Here is a 16,228-nt window from a genome sequence, read left to right on the forward strand (position 1 = left end):
GCGTATAGGCGCGCAACTGCGCCAAGTGTTCAGCGGCCGCCCACGCCAACGACAAGCCGTCAAAGGTGCTGGTGCCACGACCCACTTCGTCCATTAGTACCAGGCTGCGTTCGCTGGCGTTGTGCAAGATATTGGCGGTTTCGCTCATCTCCACCATAAAGGTCGAGCGGCCACCGGCCAGGTCGTCGCTGGAGCCGATACGGGTGAAAATGCGATCGACCAGCGACAGCTCGCAACTGGCCGCCGGCACAAAGCTGCCGATATGGGCCAGCAATACGATCAGCGCGGTCTGGCGCATATAGGTGGATTTACCGCCCATGTTCGGGCCAGTAATGACCAGCATCCGCGTGTTGTCGTCCAGGCTCAGGTCGTTGGCCACGAACGGCGTGGTCAGCACTTGTTCGACCACCGGGTGACGGCCCTGGCTGATGCGCATGCACGGCTCGTCGACAAAGCGTGGGCGATTGAGATCGAGGCTCAGCGCGCGCTCGGCCAGGTTGCTCAATACATCCAGTTCGGCCAGCGCGGCGGCGCTGTCTTGCAGTGGGCCCAGGTGGCCGATCAGGCGTTCCAGCAGCTCGTCATAGAGCATTTTTTCCCGCGCCAGGGCGCGGCTTTTCGCCGACAGTGCCTTGTCTTCAAACTCTTTTAGCTCGGGCGTGATAAAGCGTTCCGCGCCCTTGAGTGTTTGGCGGCGAATGTAATCAGCCGGCGCGCTTTCAGCCTGCTTGCTCGGCAATTCGATGAAGTAACCGTGGATACGGTTGTAGCCGACCTTGAGGTTGGCCAAGCCGGTGCGGGCTTTTTCCCGCGTTTCCAGATCCATCAGGTACTGGCCGGCGTTTTCGCTGAGTGATTGCAACTCGTCCAACTCGGCGTCGTAGCCGGTTTTCAGCACGCCACCATCGCGGATTACCGCCGGTGGATTATCAATAATCGCGCGGCCCAGCAGCTCGGCAAGCTCCGGGTAGGTGCTGACGGTATTCGCCAGTTCCTGAACATGCGGGCTTTCCAATTGCGCCATGGCCAGTTGCAGCTCGGGCAGCGCGGCGAGGGCGTCCCGTAGGCGGGCCATATCACGCGGCCGCGCGTTACGCAGGCCAATTCGGGCAAGGATGCGTTCCAGGTCGCCAATTTCTTTGAGCTGCGGCTGCAAACTTTCGAAGCGATAGCGCTCGAGCAGGCAGGCAATGGATTCCTGGCGAGCATCCAGCACGGCGCGCTGGCGCAGCGGACGATTCAGCCAACGCGTTAGTAGACGGCTGCCCATGGCGGTTTGGCAGCGGTCGACCACCGATTGCAGGGTGTTGTCGCGGCCACCGGCAAGGTTGGTGTCCAGCTCCAGATTGCGCCGGCTAGCGCCATCCAGGATCACCGTGTCGTCAATGCGCTCATGGCGCAGGCTGCGCAGGTGGGGCAGGGCGGTGCGTTGGGTTTCTTTGGCATAAGCCAGCAGGCAACCGGCGGCGCCGATGGCCAGGGTCAGGTTCTCACAGCCAAAGCCTTTCAGGTCTTGGGTGGCGAATTGTTGGCAAAGGCTTTTCAACGCCGAATCACGCTCGAAATCCCACGGCGCTCGGCGCCGCGCGCCACGGCGTTTTTCCGCAGGCAGACCTTGCGGCCAGTCGTCGGGGATCAGCAGCTCGACCGGGTTTAGGCGCTCCAGCTCAGCCAGCAGGTTCTCCCAGCCAGCGATTTCCAACACGCTAAAGCGGCCGCTGGTGATATCCAGCACGGCCAGGCCAAACAGACGTTCGTCACCGAGCACGGCGGCCAGCAAGTTGTCGCGGCGCTCATCAAGCAGCGCTTCATCGCTCACCGTACCTGGCGTGATAATACGCACCACCTGGCGTTCCACCGGGCCTTTGCTGGTGGCCGGGTCGCCAATTTGTTCGCAAATCACCACCGACTCGCCAAGCTTTACCAGCTTGGCCAAGTAACCTTCGGCGGCATGGTAAGGAATGCCGCACATCGGAATGGCCATGCCCGCAGACTGGCCGCGCGCGGTCAAGGTAATGTCCAGCAGCTTGGCGGCCTTCTTCGCGTCTTCGTAGAAAATCTCGTAGAAGTCGCCCATGCGGTAAAACATCAACTGGTCGGGGTGCTGATTTTTCAGCCGCCAGTACTGCTGCATCATCGGTGTGTGTGCGGAGAGATCGCTCATTCCCAAGCCTTGCGCGCAAAAGGCGCTAGTGTACGGTATCCCCCTCATCCTCTTTAACCCCGGAGTTTGCATTGGACGCGATTAGCCAACTGGCCGCCCAACTGGGCCAGGATTTACGTGCGCTGGGTGCGCAAGTGAGCACCGCCGAGTCCTGTACCGGTGGCGGTATTGCCGAGGCCATTACCCGAATTCCGGGTAGCTCGGCCTGGTTTGAGGCGGGCTACGTCACCTATTCCAATGCGCAGAAAACCCGTCAGTTGGATGTGCCGCCAGGTTTGTTTACCTCGGTTGGGGCGGTTAGCCGTGAGGTGGTGGAGGCCATGGTCCGAGGTGCACAGCAGAAAAGTAGCGCGCGTTTTTCCGTAGCCGTCAGCGGCGTTGCCGGTCCCGACGGCGGTTCAGCCGAGAAGCCAGTAGGAACGGTCTGGCTTGCCTGGGCCAACGGCGAGCAGCTGATTACCCGCAAGCGCCTGTTTGCCGGGGATCGCGACGCCGTGCGGCGACAAACGGTGGAAGCCGCACTGGCCGGGCTGATCCGACTAGCTGCAGGAGAAAATCCAGATCAGGGGTAGGCGCTCGACTTGCGCTGTGGAATAATACTGGCTACTTATACAGTTGTTAGCGGCCGCTAGGCCCTCTTGATCACGTGAGGATTCAATGGACGAGAATAAGAAGCGCGCCTTGGCTGCAGCCCTGGGTCAAATCGAAAAACAATTCGGCAAAGGCGCAGTCATGCGCATGGGCGATCACGATCGCCAAGCCATCCCGGCTATTTCCACCGGCTCGCTGGGCCTCGACATTGCCCTGGGCATTGGCGGCTTGCCAAAAGGCCGTATCGTCGAAATCTACGGTCCTGAATCGTCCGGTAAAACCACCCTTACCCTGTCGGTCATTGCTGAAGCACAACGCATGGGCGCCACCTGCGCCTTCGTCGATGCTGAACACGCCCTTGACCCTGACTACGCTGGCAAACTCGGCGTTAACGTTGACGACCTGCTGGTTTCCCAGCCCGACACCGGCGAGCAAGCGCTGGAAATCACCGACATGCTGGTGCGTTCCAACGCCGTTGACGTCATCATCGTCGACTCCGTAGCAGCCCTGGTGCCGAAAGCTGAAATCGAAGGTGAAATGGGCGACATGCACGTCGGCCTGCAAGCCCGTCTGATGTCTCAAGCGCTGCGTAAAATTACCGGCAACATCAAAAACGCCAACTGCCTGGTTATCTTCATTAACCAGATCCGTATGAAAATTGGCGTCATGTTTGGCAGCCCGGAAACCACCACCGGTGGTAACGCGCTGAAGTTCTACGCCTCGGTTCGTCTGGACATCCGCCGTACCGGCGCGGTGAAAGAAGGCGACGAAGTAGTAGGCAGCGAAACCCGCGTGAAAGTCGTGAAAAACAAGGTGGCACCGCCATTCCGTCAGGCTGAATTCCAGATTCTGTATGGCAAGGGCATCTACCGTAACGGCGAAATCATCGACCTGGGCGTGCAACTCGGTCTGCTGGAAAAATCCGGCGCCTGGTACAGCTACCTGGGCAGCAAAATCGGTCAGGGTAAAGCCAACTCGGCCAAGTACCTGGAAGACAACCCGGAAATCGCCAAAACCATCGAGAAGCAGATTCGCGATCAGCTGCTGATGGCGGGTAAAGATGCAGCCGCTGCGGCCGCCGCCGCTGTAAACAGCACCGAAGACGATCTGGCTGACGCGGACGCCTGATCTGCACCATGGCCGTCGTACTCGACAACCCTGCCGCAGTACGACGTACAGCCATGGATTTGCTCGCACGCCGTGAACATGGGCGTGTCGAGTTAAGCCGCAAATTGCGCCAGCGCGGCGCAACTGCCGAGCTTATCGACGCAGCCCTCGACCGTCTTACGGAAGAGGGTTTGTTGTCCGAAAGCCGATACCTTGAAAGCTTTGTCTCCTACCGTGCCCGTTCCGGGTATGGCCCTGTGCGTATCCGCGAAGAGCTCAGCCAGCGTGGCTTGGCGCGAGCCGATATCGAGCAGGCGTTGCGCGAGTGCGGTATCGACTGGCGTGAGCAAATGGAAGAGGTCTGGCGGCGCAAGTTTGGTGAGCAACCCAACGATGCGCGGGAGCGCGCCCAGCAAGGACGTTTTCTCGCCTATCGCGGTTATTCGATGGACATGATTGGCAAGCTACTACGCGGCACGTTGTACGACTGAGCGCGCGGTGCCGGGGTCGGGTTTGCTGTGCGCACCATGGCGATATCTGCGATGGCGCTTCGGTGCGCACACCGAGCGCGGACCGGCACACCCTACGGTTAAGCCCAATTCTCAGCCGAGTTGAGGAAGTCGTAGAGCTCCCTTAAACGCCCGTACTCTCGACCGCGAAAGGTAAATGCCAAGCGGCTCAGGTGCGCCAACTCCGGCTCATCCCCTTCACTGGCAAACGCCCCCACCTGCTGCACATACCCACCGCTTTTACACAGGTCAGCAAACAGCTCCGGCAATTGCCCCATGGCGTCGGCGTTTAGGGCATGGTGCAGGCGCACTACAAAGCGCTCTTTCAGCCAGCGGCTGGAGTGGTAGTTGCTGTAGAAACGGGTGATTTCGCCTACGGCGTCCTCGGCGCTATGCACCAGGCTCAGCAGTTTTAAGTCGCTGGGCAGGATGTAGCCGTTGCCTTGCAGTTGCTTGCTGATAAACGCCAAGGCGTCATGCCAGAACGTGCCGTTGGGTTCATCTAGCAGCACCACGGGTACCAGCGGGCTTTTACCGGTTTGGATCAGGGTTAGCGCTTCCAGTGTTTCATCCAGGGTGCCAAAGCCACCGGGGCAGAGCACCAGGGCGTCGGCTTCTTTGACAAAGAACAGCTTGCGCAGAAAGAAAAACTTGAAGGACAGCAGGTTGCTGCTGCCTTGCAGAGTGGCGTTAGCACTTTGTTCAAACGGCAGGCTGATATTCAGCCCCAAACTGTGTTCCAGCCCGGCACCCTCATGGGCAGCTGCCATGATGCCGCCACCCGCTCCGGTAATTGCCATCAGCTCGTTGCGTGCCAAAAGGGCGCCTAGTTCCTTGGCTAACTCATAGATCGGGTGGTTGGTCGGCGTGCGGGCGGAACCGAACACCGTGACTTTGCGCCGCCGTTTGAACTGCTCCAACACACTAAAAGCGTGCTCCATCTCGCGCAGAGTTTGCAGCATGATTTTCGCATCCCAGCGATTACGATCGGCCTGGGCCGCGCGCAGCACGGTGGAGAGCATGTCGCGATAAAGCGGAAGGTTTGCGCTGGAGTTGGGGGCGGCGAGGGCGAGGAGTTCATCGACTTTGCTGGCTAAGTCGATGCTGCTGGTTTGGACGTGGCGGGTCAGGTAATCGTCCGGTTCGTAAGGCATGGGACTGCTCCTTGTATGTGAACCTTGGATCTGTTGGTGCGCAGAGCACACCCTACAACCGCGTTACTCAAGATCCGTAGGGTGTGCTGTGCGCACCATGACAACGATGCTTTCTCGCGCACACCCATAGGTCAGTAAAGCTTATTTGATTCCACAGTCAGCTTTATTAAAGCTCTCGGCAGCGATGTGCTTGTTGGTTTTGTATTCGCTGAATTGGTAACGCAACACCGCACCGCGGGCCATCAGTTTGCGGAAGCCGTCGTTCTGGCAAACGCTGGCGCCCAATTGATTGCGCACCGAGTCCGGGTTGCCGCGCATCTGCGCGGCATGGGCCGGCTGGACGCTCAGGTGGTTGATCAGCACATTGCCTTCGACGGTATAGCCCTGGTCGAGGATGTCTTCGTTGATGGCGCGTGGGGTGCCGACGCTGCTTTGGGTGGCGACCTGAGTGAGCAGTTTGTTCAGCTCGAAATCTTGCAGCGAAGCGGCGTGCGCAGCGGGAAGGGCGAAGCAGAGGGCCAGGGCCGTAAAGCGCAGCATGTAAGTCTCCATATCCGTAAAGCGACTTGGACCCTGGCCCGGGGGCTAGGTTCGTCACGCCGGTTTTTAAATTCAGGCCAATGGCGGCCAAGCGCTGCATCCTGACCAACAGCTGTGAACAGTTCAAGTTCGCCAGCTGCTGAACAGATTTCTCTTGCCAAAACTTTCCTCAACCTGCAGCGAACACTCCTGCTTTCGCGGAAAACGTCGGACAAAACCGCCGAGTTCCGTCTCTCAAAAAACAGTTCGAACATTTTTGAATTATTTGGTCATAGAAATTTGTACGGCTTGGTGTGAATCGGTAACGGTTTTCTTACACCTCGCCGTTGCGCTTGAGCCCTTTAACCGTGGGCGTCGGGGGGCGACAGGGTTTTGCCAGGTGCAATCCGGCCAAGTCTTTCAGTGCTTGGGTGTTACCCAGGCCAGGGCGGCGAAAGAGAGCAAGCAGTACGAAGGATTGGGGATCGTCAACTGAGGAGGCCGGTCACAAACGCACACCGTTTCATCCACGAGTCGGTTTTACCGCCGCTGCCACCGTTGTTCCGATTGGCCTAATCGGCTGGTGCAGGGCTTATTTGATGCATGTAGGAGTCGAGAATAATGATAAGAACTCGCCCATCTTGCTGGCAGACCGCGCTGTATAGCGGTGGCTTGATGTTGGTTTGGACTTCCGGGGTTATGGCTTCCGGGTACCACTTTGGTTCGCAGTCGGTGGCCGCCCAAGGCACCGCCCATGCTAACGGCGCAGAGGCAGTCGATCCGTCAACCATCTTCTACAACCCCGCCGGTTTGGCCCGGTTACCCGGCACCCAAGTTACCAACGGCATTACCGTGGTGATCCCCAAAGGCAGCTTTAAAGACACCGGTAGTACCGATGTGTTTGGCAATTCCACCGGCGGCACAGGCGCAGGCTCCTTTCTGCCGGATGCCGCTGCCGCACCAGATTTCTACTTCTCCAGCCAGATTAACGACCACGTTACGGTCGGTCTGGGACTCTTCGTACCCTACGGCGCCAAGCTTGATTACAAAGAGAATTGGAGCGGCCGCTATGGCATCCAGTCGGCCAATCTGGAAACCATTAATATCAACCCGAGCATTGCCTACCGTTTTAATGAGCACCATAGCATCGGCTTCGGGATCTCGGCGCAGTACATCAAATCGATTCAGCGTGGCGCGGCGGATGTGAAAGGCGCTTCGCGGCAGTTGGCAGGGCAGTTTGTCGAGGCCAACTACGATTCCACACGTAATGCTGCTGACCCCATTTTGGGGCCGGTGGTAGGGGCGATTGCTGGCGTTCCGGTGCCAGATGAAATCACTTCCTGCGGTGGGGTTTCCGACCATGACGGGTTCGTCGATTGCGTGGCGAAAAACTTCGCCGACAACGTCGAAGGTGATGGCTACTTCCGCGTGAAGGGCGATGACTGGGGCTTTGGTTGGAACATCGGTTATATGTGGGAACCGACCGAAACCACGCGCTTTGGCGTGGCTTACCGCTCCCATATCAAGCACACCCTGGAAGGCAAAACCAAGTGGAGCTTCGCCGACGTCAATGGTGCAGTGCCTTCGCCTGACACCAGCCTGGAGGGCGGCGTTACCATTCCGATCTTCGATATCTATGTGCCGCCGCAGGATGCGTTGCAGCAAGTCTTCGACCCCGCCAATTGGGTCGGCCCAGGCACCTTCGCCGGCAACCGCCTGCACCCTAACTCCACCGCCAAGACCAATATCGACACCCCCGAGTCGTTCTCTATCAATGCCTTTCACCAGCTAAACGACAAAGTGGCATTGATGGGCGATGTAACCTGGACCCGCCACTCACGCCTGGATCAAGTGGCCATTCAGCTCGATCAGGTCAACGGCTACCCGTACTTCAACGGCGTCACCGAAGGCGACGCAACGGTCGATCAGGACTGGAACGACACCTACAAAATTTCCCTGGGTATGAACTACCAATGGGACAAAGACCTGATGCTGCGTACCGGCGTGGCCTACGACAAATCGCCGGTTAACGGCGCCAGCGACCGCCATCCGGCGTTTCCCGATGCTGACCGTTACTGGCTTTCGTTTGGTGCCAACTACAAGTTGGACAAAGACTCGTCTATCGACCTGGCCTACAGCTACGTGCAGTTCGCCAGCGGCAAGATGGATTACAAGGATAGTTGCTCGCCAGCCGGCTGGGCGCCCGGTGGCGGTAGCCTGTATGCCGACAGCGGCGTGCGTTGCACCGGCAACGGCGGCAACTTCAAGGGTGAGTACGAAACCCGTATCCACTTTATTGGCTTGGCCTTTAACCAGTCGTTTTAAGCCGTTAGGGCACAGCGGGTCGCCTGTCGACCCGCGCGTTGCCCGCGCAGGTTTTGCCCCGCGCCTCTGCTAGACTCGCCGGCTTTATTTTGCAGTGGTCGGATGCAGTCCATGATCAGCCTCTTTTTCCTGCCGGGTTGCGCGCAATGAGCCACGCCGTTTCGCGCCTGCGTGCCGAGCGTTTGTTGCTGAGCAGCAAGCCGTTTACCGCCCGTGGTTCGCGCGCGCCGCGTTGCCAAGGCTGCCGTGTGGTGCCCGAGTATTGCCTGTGCGCCCTACGGCCAGAGGTGCCGACCCAGGCCGGGATGTTTCTGCTGATGCACGATGTGGAATCGCTGAAACCGACCAACACCGGCTGGCTGATTGCCGACTTGGTGAGCGATACCTTTGCCTATCGCTGGTTTCGCACCGAGGTGGACCCGCAAATTCCGGCGCTGCTTAACGACCCACAGTGGCAACCCTACGTGGTATTCCCCGGTGAGTTTGTTGCGCCGGAGCGAGTGGTCACCGAGGTGAAGGTGGAGGAGGGCAAGCGCCCGCTGTTTATCCTGCTGGATGCCACTTGGACCGAGGCGCGCAAGATGTTTCGCAAGAGCCCGTATCTGGATAAATTTCCGGTGCTCAGCCTGCAACCGGAGCAGCTGTCGCGCTACCGCCTGCGCCGCTCCAAGCGCGATGATCATCTGTGCACATCGGAAGTGGCGGCGCTTTGTCTGGAATTGGCCGGCGAGCCGCGCGCGGCGGCGGCGCTGGATGCCTACCTGGACGTGTTCACCGCCCACTACCTGGGCGCCAAGTTTCAACGCCCGGTAGACCCACAAGACGAAATTCACCAGCGCCTGGCCGAGTACCGCTAACGCGCTTCTTTATAGAGGTCGCTTAGGCGACCTTAGCCTGCGCCACTTCTTCGGCCACCACCTTGGTCGGCCATAGCTGCGCCACCAACATGCCGGCAAACATCAGCGCACAGCCGATATAGCCGCGCAGGTGCAGCGACTCATCGAGGAATACCGCGCCAGCCACGGCCGCAAACACCGCTTCCAGGGAAAAGATGATCGCTGCGTGGGAAGCGATGGCGTGTTTTTGCGCGATCACTTGCAGGGTGTAGGCAATGCCCACCGAGACCAGCCCGCCATAAATAATCGAAGGCCCGGCGACGACGATGCTGGCCAGGTGAATATCTTCCAGGCACGCCGCCAGGCCCAAGCTGATGGCTGCGCACACGCCAAATTGAATGGTCGCCAAGCGAATAGGGTCGTAGCGGCTGGCAAAGTAGCCCACCAGCAGCACATGACTACCCCACACAAACGCGCCGGCCAGTTGCAGCCAGTCGCCGGAGGCCACATGGAAGCCTTCGCCGACACTCAGCAGGAACATGCCGACCACTGCCAGCGAAGCACCCAGCCAGGTGCCCAAACCCGTTTTATGGCCAATAAACAAACCAATCAGCGGTACCACGATGACGTACAAACCGGTGATAAAACCGGCGTTGGTCACGCTGGTAAACAGCAGGCCGACCTGCTGCAGATTGATGCCCAGGGCCAGCACCACGCCCATGATCCCGCCGCCTACTATCAGGCCGCGGTTAAGCGGTTGTTGCTTGCCGCCGCGACCGAGCAGGTAGACCACTGGCAGCAATACCACAAAGCCCAAGGCGAAACGCAGGCCGGAGAACAGGTAGGGGCCGATGGAGTCCATGCCTACGCGTTGAGCGACAAAGGCGCTACCCCAGATCAGCGCGGTGATCAGCATTAATAGGTCGGCGCGCAGCGCTTGGTTTCGCATGGTCAGTCTCGGCAGGAAAAGCCAGGAACTGTGCCGCAAAGCATTAGGCTTGACCACCCCATTCTGGCTCGGCATGCTGAGCGCCGCCGCTGCGCGACATACCCGGTTACGCAGCGATTTTTCGTACATCGAGAAGCGCCCCTTTCATAAGAGCAGCCCATGGCCGACTACGAAATTCTGATTGCCGATGACCATCCCTTGTTTCGCAGTGCCCTGCATCAGGCGCTTACCCTGGGCCTTGGTCCACAGGTTCGTCTGGTAGAAGCCGCAAGCATTGCCGAATTGGAAGCGCGCTTGGGCGAAAAGTCGGACTGGGATTTGGTCCTTCTCGACCTGAACATGCCCGGTGCCTACGGCTTTTCTGGTTTGGTGATGGTGCGTGGGCAGTATCCGCAAGTGCCGGTGGTGATGGTGTCGGCGCAGGAGGAAGCGTCTGTTGTGGCGCGCGCCCGTGAGTTTGGCGCCAGTGGTTTTATCCCCAAATCCAGCCCTTTGGAAACCATTCAGCTGGCCGTACGTCAAGTGCTCGACGGTGACGTCTGGTGGCCGCCGTTGGTGGAGGAGGGCGGCAGCGTGTCGGCCGAGGCGAAAGCCGTGAGCGCTGGCCTGGCGAGCCTGACCCCGCAGCAATTTCGCGTGTTGACCATGGTCTGCGACGGTTTGCTAAACAAACAAATTGCCTATGAATTGAGCGTGTCCGAAGCCACCATCAAAGCCCATGTCACGGCTATTTTCCGTAAGCTCGGTGTGCGCACGCGCACTCAGGCCGCTTTACTACTGCAACATCTGGAATCCATTCCCGCCGCCTAACCTGCGCCAGGTCTTTGGTTTTTCACGCATTTTTGACCGTGTTTGGCGTAGCCTGCGGTCCTCCTGAATTCTGGTTTTATTCCTATGTCACCTTTTAAAGGCCAGACCGGCCTCAAACGTATCCTTAACGCCACCGGCTACTCATTTGATGGCCTGCGCGCCGCCTATGTCGGTGAGGCAGCGTTCCGTCAACTGGTGCTGCTTAATGTGGTGCTGATTCCGTTGGCGTTCTTTTTTGACGTAAGCCGTGGCGAGCGTGCGCTGATGATTGCCGCCTGCTTGTTGGCGCTGATTGTTGAGCTGTTCAATTCGGCGGTAGAAGCGGCGATTGACCGGATTTCCCTCGACCGTCACCCGCTCTCCAAAAACGCCAAAGACATGGGCAGCGCCGCGCAGTTTGTGGCGCTGAGTCTGATTGGCAGCGTGTGGTTAATTATTCTGCTGGGCTAAATGTGCGCAGCTCAGCGGTAGCCTGATGCGCGCAGCACACCCTAGCGAGCCGCTTCTGATCTTGTAGGGTGTGCTGCGCGCACCAAGGCGTTTTTCAGGCGATTGAGGGCAGTACGATTTCGTCGCTGCGCTTAACTCCAGCCGTCAGCTTGCGGCACTGCTCAAGAAATTCGCGCATGGCGCTGGTCTGGTACTTCTGCTTGTGCCAGATGAAATAGAACTGGCGGGTAAGGTCCAGTTCTGGCGTTTCCACTGGCACCAAGCTGCCGCGGCGAAAGGCATCGCGCAGCGCCAGGCGCGAAATGCAGCCAATGCCCAAGCCTGATTCCACCGCTCGTTTGATCGCTTCGGTGTGTTCCAGCTCCAGGCGGATATTTAGCGCCGAGGGGTGATGGCGCATGGCTTGGTCGAAGGTCAGGCGGGTGCCGGAGCCTTGTTCGCGCAGAATCCAGGCTTCCTGGGTCAACTCCAGCAACGTCGCGCTGCCATTGCTGGCTAATGGGTGTTGCGGGGCGCAGAACACCACCAGTTCGTCTTCTACCCACGGCTGCACTTCGATATCCGGGTGCTGGCAATCGCCTTCGATCAGGCCTAGATCAATTTCGTAATGGGCCACCTGCTGTACAACGTGCGCGGTGTTTTGCACGTGCAGCTTTACCCGGCATTCGGGGTGTTGCTGCATAAAACTGCCAATCAGCAGCGTTGCCAGGTAATTGCCCACGGTCAACGTGGCACCAACTGAAAGGGAGCTGAATCCGCCTTGGCCATTAAGCATGCGTTCGATCTCTTTGGCTTGATCGAGCAGCGCTACAGCCTGGGGCAGAAGTTGGTGGCCAAGGGCGTTCAGCGACAGCCGTTTTCCGGCGCGATCAAACAGCTGGCAGGCCGACTGCCGCTCTAGCTCGGTCACTGCCGTGCTGGCGGCGGACTGCGACAGGGCCAAAGACTCAGCCGCCCGCGAGACGCTTTCCTGCTGGGCGACGGCGACAAAAACCTGGAGTTGGCGGAGTGTGAAACGCATATCTATATAACCGATAACCTATATCTTAATAATCCACTTAACAGATATTGTTGTCGCCCTTAAAATGCCGCGCAATCACACCCGTCGGTCGGGTGCGCGCGATTCATCGAGGAAGCAAGCATGAGCAACTTGAACGTAGAGCGTGTGCTCAGCGTCCACCACTGGAACGACACCCTGTTCAGCTTCAAAACCACCCGTAACCCGGGCCTGCGTTTTGAGAACGGCCAGTTTGTAATGATCGGCCTGCAACAGGAAAACGGTCGCCCGCTGATGCGAGCTTACTCGATTGCCAGCCCGAACTATGAAGAGCACTTGGAGTTCTTCAGCATCAAGGTTCCTGATGGCCCGCTGACTTCCCAACTGCAACACCTGAAAGTGGGCGACGAGCTGATGGTTAGCCGCAAGCCCACCGGCACCCTGGTGCTGGATGACCTGCTACCTGGCAAGCACCTTTACCTGCTTAGCACCGGCACTGGCCTGGCGCCGTTTATGAGCGTGATTCAGGACCCGGAAACCTACGAGCGTTTCGAAAAAGTCATCCTTATCCATGGCGTGCGCTACGTGAACGAAGTCGCTTACCGCGAGTTCATTACCGAGCACCTGCCGCAGAACGAATTCTTCGGCGAAGCGCTGAAAGAAAAGCTGATCTACTACCCAACCGTTACCCGTGAGCCGTTCGAGAACATGGGTCGCCTCACCGACCTGATGCGCAGCGGCAAGCTGTTCACCGATATCGGTCTGCCACCGATCAACCCGCAGGACGACCGCGCCATGATCTGCGGTAGCCCAAGCATGCTCGACGAAACCAGCGAAGTGTTGGATAGCTTTGGTCTGAAGATTTCGGCGCGTATGGGTGAGCCGGGTGATTACTTGATCGAACGTGCTTTCGTAGAGAAGTAAGCCGAACGCCGTATAAAAAAGCCCCGCCTAGTGCGGGGCTTTTTGCTTTTGTAGGGTGTGCCGTGCGCACCGTTGCGATATCGGGAGAATCGTCTGGTGCGCGCAGCACATCCTACGGGACCACTTCTAGCACGCAGATCTGCGAAGGCGTCGGGTAATGCCAACGCACCTGCACATCCCACAGCTGGGTACCGTAGAGGCGGCTTGGTTCTGGCTGCTGATACGCCGGGCGCGGGTCTTGCGCCAGGCATTGCTCGATTAATTCATGCAGCGGTTGCTCTAAGCGCAGGCCGTGTTCGTGTGCCTGTGCTAACGCGCTGTCTGTCCACTGCACGTCGATTAGCCGTGGTGCGGCATCGGCCATGCGGTTGAAAGCACCACTCACCGCGTCGGCGTAGGGCACGTAGGGTTTGATATCCAGCACTGGTGTGCCGTCGAGCAAATCGATGCCCGACAGCCACAGCTTGCCGGCCTCAACGCGCTCCAGTTTGACCACGGATTGGCCAATACCATTGGGGCGGTGGGTGGCGCGGGTGGCGAACACGCCCATGGATTGGTTGCCGCCCAAACGCGGTGGGCGCACTTTCAGGCGGGGTTTGTCTTCCAAGGCTTGATGAAACAGAAACAGCAGCCACACATGGCTGACCTGCTCCAAGCCTTGCACGGCTTCGCCACCATCAAACGGTGGCACCAACTCCAATACGCCACGGGCCGCCGGCGCCAGTTGCGGTTGGCGGGGAATGGCGAATTTCTCCTTAAAGCAGGAGCGCACAAAACCGATGGGGGAGACCTGATAAGACATAAAAAAGCCCGGCTGGAAAACCGGGCCATCATACCTAGCGCAGGTGTGCTGTGCGCATCTGCGCGTAGGCGGGAAACGCTGGATTCCCGCCTACGCGGGAATGACGGAGGTAGTTCTAAAACTCCCGTCGTCCCCGCGTAGGTGGGGACCCAGAATGTCCAGGCAAACGATGCCGGTGAGCACAGTCCGCGTGAAAGGCATTTACATCGCAAACCCGCCGTCGATTGGGATGATAGTCCCGGTCATATACGCCCCCGCCGTACTGGCCAAGGCAATCGCCAGCGCGCCCATCTCTTCTTCCCGGCCCCAACGCTTCATGGGGATGATCGCCGTGTCTTCAGCCAACGCCTCTTCATCATTGGCGATATGGCTTGTCATCTTGCTTGGGAAACGGCCGGGGGCAATTACGTTGACGTTGATGTGCTGGCTAACCAGGTCACGCGCCAGGGAGCGTGAGAGGTGATGCAGCGCCGCCTTGCTTGGCCCATAGGCATAGGCCTCTTCGCCATAGGAGGTGATGCCGGCCACCGAGCCGATATTGATCACCCGTGCCGGGCTCTGGCTATTGCCGGCTTTGCGCAGCAGCGGCAGGAGTTTCTGAATGCACAAGAACACCGAGGTCACGTTTAGCTGCATGACCTTTTCAAAGCCTTTGACCGGGTAGGTTTCCAGCGGCGCACCCCAGGTGGTGCCAGCGTTGTTCACCAGGATATCGAGCTGGTCGATTTGCCCGCCCAGTTGCTCCGCCAACGCCACCACACCTTCCTCATGGGCCAGGTTGGCGGCGATGCCATGGCACTCACCAAAGGCTGACAATTCGGCAGCGGTGGCGGCGCAGGCTTCGCCGTCACGGGCACACACATAGACACGGGCGCCAGCTTCAACAAAGGCCTTGGCAATCATTTTGCCGATGCCACGGGTGCCGCCGGTTACCAGCGCGGTGCGGCCTTGCAGGGAAAAGTACGGATGCATGGGGGAGCGCTCTTATCAGGTTGTTGTGCCAACACCCTAAAGCGCTTGAAAGGATTACGCAGGAACTATTGCCATGGAGAATGCACGGGCATGCGAGACAGTGTTTGCGGTGGTAAGCCTGGATGCCGGACACGGGTTCGTAGGATGTGCTGCGCGCACCATGGCGTTCATGCGCAAATGGCTAGGTGCGCATAGCACACCCTACGGGAGCTCGTTAGGTACGCACGCGCTGGGTCAGGCCTTTAAGGAAGTTGCGCAGCAACTGATCACCACAGGTGCGGTAGTTGCTGTGGCCGAATTTGCGGAACAGGGCGCTGAGTTCGGGTTTGCTGACGGGGAAGTCGACGCTTTGCAGAATGTCGTGCAGGTCTTCTTCTTTTAGCTCAAAGGCTACGCGCAGCTTTTTCAGCACCATGTTGTTGGTAACCGGTAGCTCAATGCGTTGCGCTGGGCGGCTTTCGTCTTTGCCGCGCAGGTGAAAGATCAGGCCGTCGAGAAAGTGCGCCAGCACCTCATCGTCACATTCCAGGTAGCCCTCTTCGTCGTCCTTTTTCAGGTAGGCGCGCAGGGTGTCGAGGTCGACTTGCAGGCCTGACAGCTTGATAACCTCGACCACCTTGGGGTCGCTGAGGTCGAGCATGTAGCGCACGCTGCGCAGTACGTCGTTGTTGATCATGGTGCGGTCCTGAAGGGGGAGGAGGGCGACGGTTACGGAACCGCGCGCTTTAGAATTTTTCGGTTTTCGCCAGGTAGCGCCACTGTCCGGCCGGCAGCTTGCCCATGGACACGCCGCCAATGCGGATGCGCTTGATGCTGACCGGCGTCAGGCCAACGCTGAGGCACAGTTTGGCGATCAGCCCCGGCGCCGGGTTTTTCACCGCAAAACGCAGGCGCGTTTCGCTCTGCCAGCTGGCTTTGACCGGCGGCAGCACTTGGCCTTTGTGGGTGCGCCCTTGGTTCAAGCGGCTTAAGCCGTGCTCGATAATGTCGCCGCTGACTTCCACCACATATTCCTGTTCCAGCTTGGCCAGGTCGTCGGTGAGCTTGCGCAGAATTTTCCAGTCCTGGGTAAATACCAACAGGCCGGCGGCTTCTTTTTGCAGCGGGGCGCCACTGTTC

The 16,228-nt window shown here is 59.0% G+C and carries 16 protein-coding genes and 1 pseudogene; 8 read left to right on the forward strand and 9 right to left on the reverse strand.

Going from position 1 to position 16,228, the window contains the following annotated elements; all coding sequences use genetic code 11:
* Positions 1-2,164: DNA mismatch repair protein MutS (gene mutS, locus AAAB16_RS02800; protein WP_340661965.1), on the reverse strand; the 2,164-nt coding region annotated here is incomplete at its 3' end.
* 71 nt (positions 2,165-2,235) lie between these two features.
* Between mutS and AAAB16_RS02805 the strand changes: the two genes are divergently transcribed.
* From AAAB16_RS02805 to recX, 3 genes are all read left to right on the forward strand, one after another.
* Positions 2,236-2,736: a CinA family protein gene (locus AAAB16_RS02805; RefSeq protein WP_340661966.1), complete on the forward strand. Its 501-nt coding sequence runs from the start codon at positions 2,236-2,238 to the stop codon at positions 2,734-2,736.
* Between the two features lie 85 nt (positions 2,737-2,821).
* Positions 2,822-3,883, forward strand: coding sequence for a recombinase RecA (gene recA / locus AAAB16_RS02810; protein ID WP_340661967.1), 1,062 nt, complete (start codon positions 2,822-2,824; stop codon positions 3,881-3,883).
* Positions 3,884-3,891: 8 nt separating this feature from the next.
* Positions 3,892-4,353 carry a recombination regulator RecX gene (gene recX / locus AAAB16_RS02815; protein ID WP_340661968.1) on the forward strand — a complete coding sequence of 154 codons (462 nt, stop codon included), beginning with the start codon at positions 3,892-3,894 and terminating at the stop codon, positions 4,351-4,353.
* 98 nt (positions 4,354-4,451) lie between these two features.
* On the opposite strand, the gene AAAB16_RS02820 is transcribed toward recX, so the two are convergent.
* Entirely contained in the window at positions 4,452-5,525 is a 1,074-nt protein-coding gene (locus AAAB16_RS02820; RefSeq protein ID WP_340661969.1) for an LOG family protein, read from the reverse strand.
* A 141-nt stretch (positions 5,526-5,666) separates the two neighbouring features.
* The gene (locus AAAB16_RS02825) at positions 5,667-6,065 is read right to left on the reverse strand and encodes a quorum-sensing-regulated virulence factor family protein (protein ID WP_340661970.1); all 399 of its coding nucleotides are present in this window, start codon (positions 6,063-6,065) and stop codon (positions 5,667-5,669) included.
* 600 nt (positions 6,066-6,665) lie between these two features.
* On the opposite strand from AAAB16_RS02825, the gene AAAB16_RS02830 reads away from it, so the two are divergent.
* Positions 6,666-8,369, forward strand: coding sequence for an OmpP1/FadL family transporter (locus AAAB16_RS02830; RefSeq protein WP_340661971.1), 1,704 nt, complete (start codon positions 6,666-6,668; stop codon positions 8,367-8,369).
* A gap of 146 nt (positions 8,370-8,515) precedes the next feature.
* Positions 8,516-9,226 (forward strand): tRNA-uridine aminocarboxypropyltransferase, encoded by a 711-nt coding sequence (locus AAAB16_RS02835; RefSeq protein WP_340661972.1) that lies wholly within the window; start codon positions 8,516-8,518, stop codon positions 9,224-9,226.
* A 22-nt stretch (positions 9,227-9,248) separates the two neighbouring features.
* Here the strand turns inward: AAAB16_RS02835 and AAAB16_RS02840 are convergent, their stop codons facing one another.
* Positions 9,249-10,154, reverse strand: a complete 906-nt coding sequence (locus tag AAAB16_RS02840) for a DMT family transporter (protein WP_340661973.1) — start codon at positions 10,152-10,154, stop codon at positions 9,249-9,251.
* 159 nt (positions 10,155-10,313) lie between these two features.
* On the opposite strand from AAAB16_RS02840, the gene erdR reads away from it, so the two are divergent.
* A complete protein-coding gene (gene erdR, locus AAAB16_RS02845; RefSeq protein WP_340661974.1) occupies positions 10,314-10,964 on the forward strand; it encodes a response regulator transcription factor ErdR in 651 nt (216 codons plus the stop codon).
* Positions 10,965-11,042: 78 nt separating this feature from the next.
* Positions 11,043-11,414: a diacylglycerol kinase gene (locus tag AAAB16_RS02850; protein ID WP_340661980.1), complete on the forward strand. Its 372-nt coding sequence runs from the start codon at positions 11,043-11,045 to the stop codon at positions 11,412-11,414.
* 94 nt (positions 11,415-11,508) lie between these two features.
* Here AAAB16_RS02850 and AAAB16_RS02855 read toward each other — a convergent pair whose 3' ends face one another.
* Positions 11,509-12,435 carry a LysR family transcriptional regulator gene (locus tag AAAB16_RS02855; RefSeq protein ID WP_340661975.1) on the reverse strand — a complete coding sequence of 309 codons (927 nt, stop codon included), beginning with the start codon at positions 12,433-12,435 and terminating at the stop codon, positions 11,509-11,511.
* Between the two features lie 120 nt (positions 12,436-12,555).
* Between AAAB16_RS02855 and fpr the strand changes: the two genes are divergently transcribed.
* Positions 12,556-13,335, forward strand: a complete 780-nt coding sequence (gene fpr / locus AAAB16_RS02860) for a ferredoxin-NADP reductase (RefSeq protein ID WP_340661976.1) — start codon at positions 12,556-12,558, stop codon at positions 13,333-13,335.
* Between the two features lie 112 nt (positions 13,336-13,447).
* Here the strand turns inward: fpr and tsaA are convergent, their stop codons facing one another.
* The 4 genes and pseudogenes from tsaA to AAAB16_RS02880 form a co-directional block, all read right to left on the reverse strand.
* Entirely contained in the window at positions 13,448-14,137 is a 690-nt protein-coding gene (gene tsaA, locus AAAB16_RS02865) for a tRNA (N6-threonylcarbamoyladenosine(37)-N6)-methyltransferase TrmO (protein WP_340661977.1), read from the reverse strand.
* A 201-nt stretch (positions 14,138-14,338) separates the two neighbouring features.
* Positions 14,339-15,109 carry an SDR family oxidoreductase gene (locus tag AAAB16_RS02870; protein ID WP_340661978.1) on the reverse strand — a complete coding sequence of 257 codons (771 nt, stop codon included), beginning with the start codon at positions 15,107-15,109 and terminating at the stop codon, positions 14,339-14,341.
* 214 nt (positions 15,110-15,323) lie between these two features.
* Positions 15,324-15,785, reverse strand: coding sequence for a DUF1456 family protein (locus tag AAAB16_RS02875; RefSeq protein ID WP_340661979.1), 462 nt, complete (start codon positions 15,783-15,785; stop codon positions 15,324-15,326).
* A gap of 49 nt (positions 15,786-15,834) precedes the next feature.
* Positions 15,835-16,228: pseudogene (locus AAAB16_RS02880) on the reverse strand (RNA-binding protein); the annotation flags it as partial.

The sequence above is a fragment of the Pseudomonas sp. genome, from assembly GCF_037994325.1.
Classification (GTDB): Bacteria; Pseudomonadota; Gammaproteobacteria; order Pseudomonadales; family Pseudomonadaceae; genus Aquipseudomonas.

Coding starts and splice junctions, on each gene's coding strand:
- recX (WP_340661968.1), top strand. CDS start 3,892: ATGGCCGTCGTACTCGACAACCCTGCCGCAGTACGACGTACAGCCATG.
- AAAB16_RS02855 (WP_340661975.1), bottom strand. CDS start 12,435: ATGCGTTTCACACTCCGCCAACTCCAGGTTTTTGTCGCCGTCGCCCAG.
- AAAB16_RS02820 (WP_340661969.1), bottom strand. CDS start 5,525: ATGCCTTACGAACCGGACGATTACCTGACCCGCCACGTCCAAACCAGC.
- erdR (WP_340661974.1), top strand. CDS start 10,314: ATGGCCGACTACGAAATTCTGATTGCCGATGACCATCCCTTGTTTCGC.
- AAAB16_RS02835 (WP_340661972.1), top strand. CDS start 8,516: ATGAGCCACGCCGTTTCGCGCCTGCGTGCCGAGCGTTTGTTGCTGAGC.
- tsaA (WP_340661977.1), bottom strand. CDS start 14,137: ATGTCTTATCAGGTCTCCCCCATCGGTTTTGTGCGCTCCTGCTTTAAG.
- AAAB16_RS02830 (WP_340661971.1), top strand. CDS start 6,666: ATGATAAGAACTCGCCCATCTTGCTGGCAGACCGCGCTGTATAGCGGT.
- AAAB16_RS02875 (WP_340661979.1), bottom strand. CDS start 15,785: ATGATCAACAACGACGTACTGCGCAGCGTGCGCTACATGCTCGACCTC.
- AAAB16_RS02840 (WP_340661973.1), bottom strand. CDS start 10,154: ATGCGAAACCAAGCGCTGCGCGCCGACCTATTAATGCTGATCACCGCG.
- AAAB16_RS02870 (WP_340661978.1), bottom strand. CDS start 15,109: ATGCATCCGTACTTTTCCCTGCAAGGCCGCACCGCGCTGGTAACCGGC.
- fpr (WP_340661976.1), top strand. CDS start 12,556: ATGAGCAACTTGAACGTAGAGCGTGTGCTCAGCGTCCACCACTGGAAC.
- AAAB16_RS02825 (WP_340661970.1), bottom strand. CDS start 6,065: ATGCTGCGCTTTACGGCCCTGGCCCTCTGCTTCGCCCTTCCCGCTGCG.
- recA (WP_340661967.1), top strand. CDS start 2,822: ATGGACGAGAATAAGAAGCGCGCCTTGGCTGCAGCCCTGGGTCAAATC.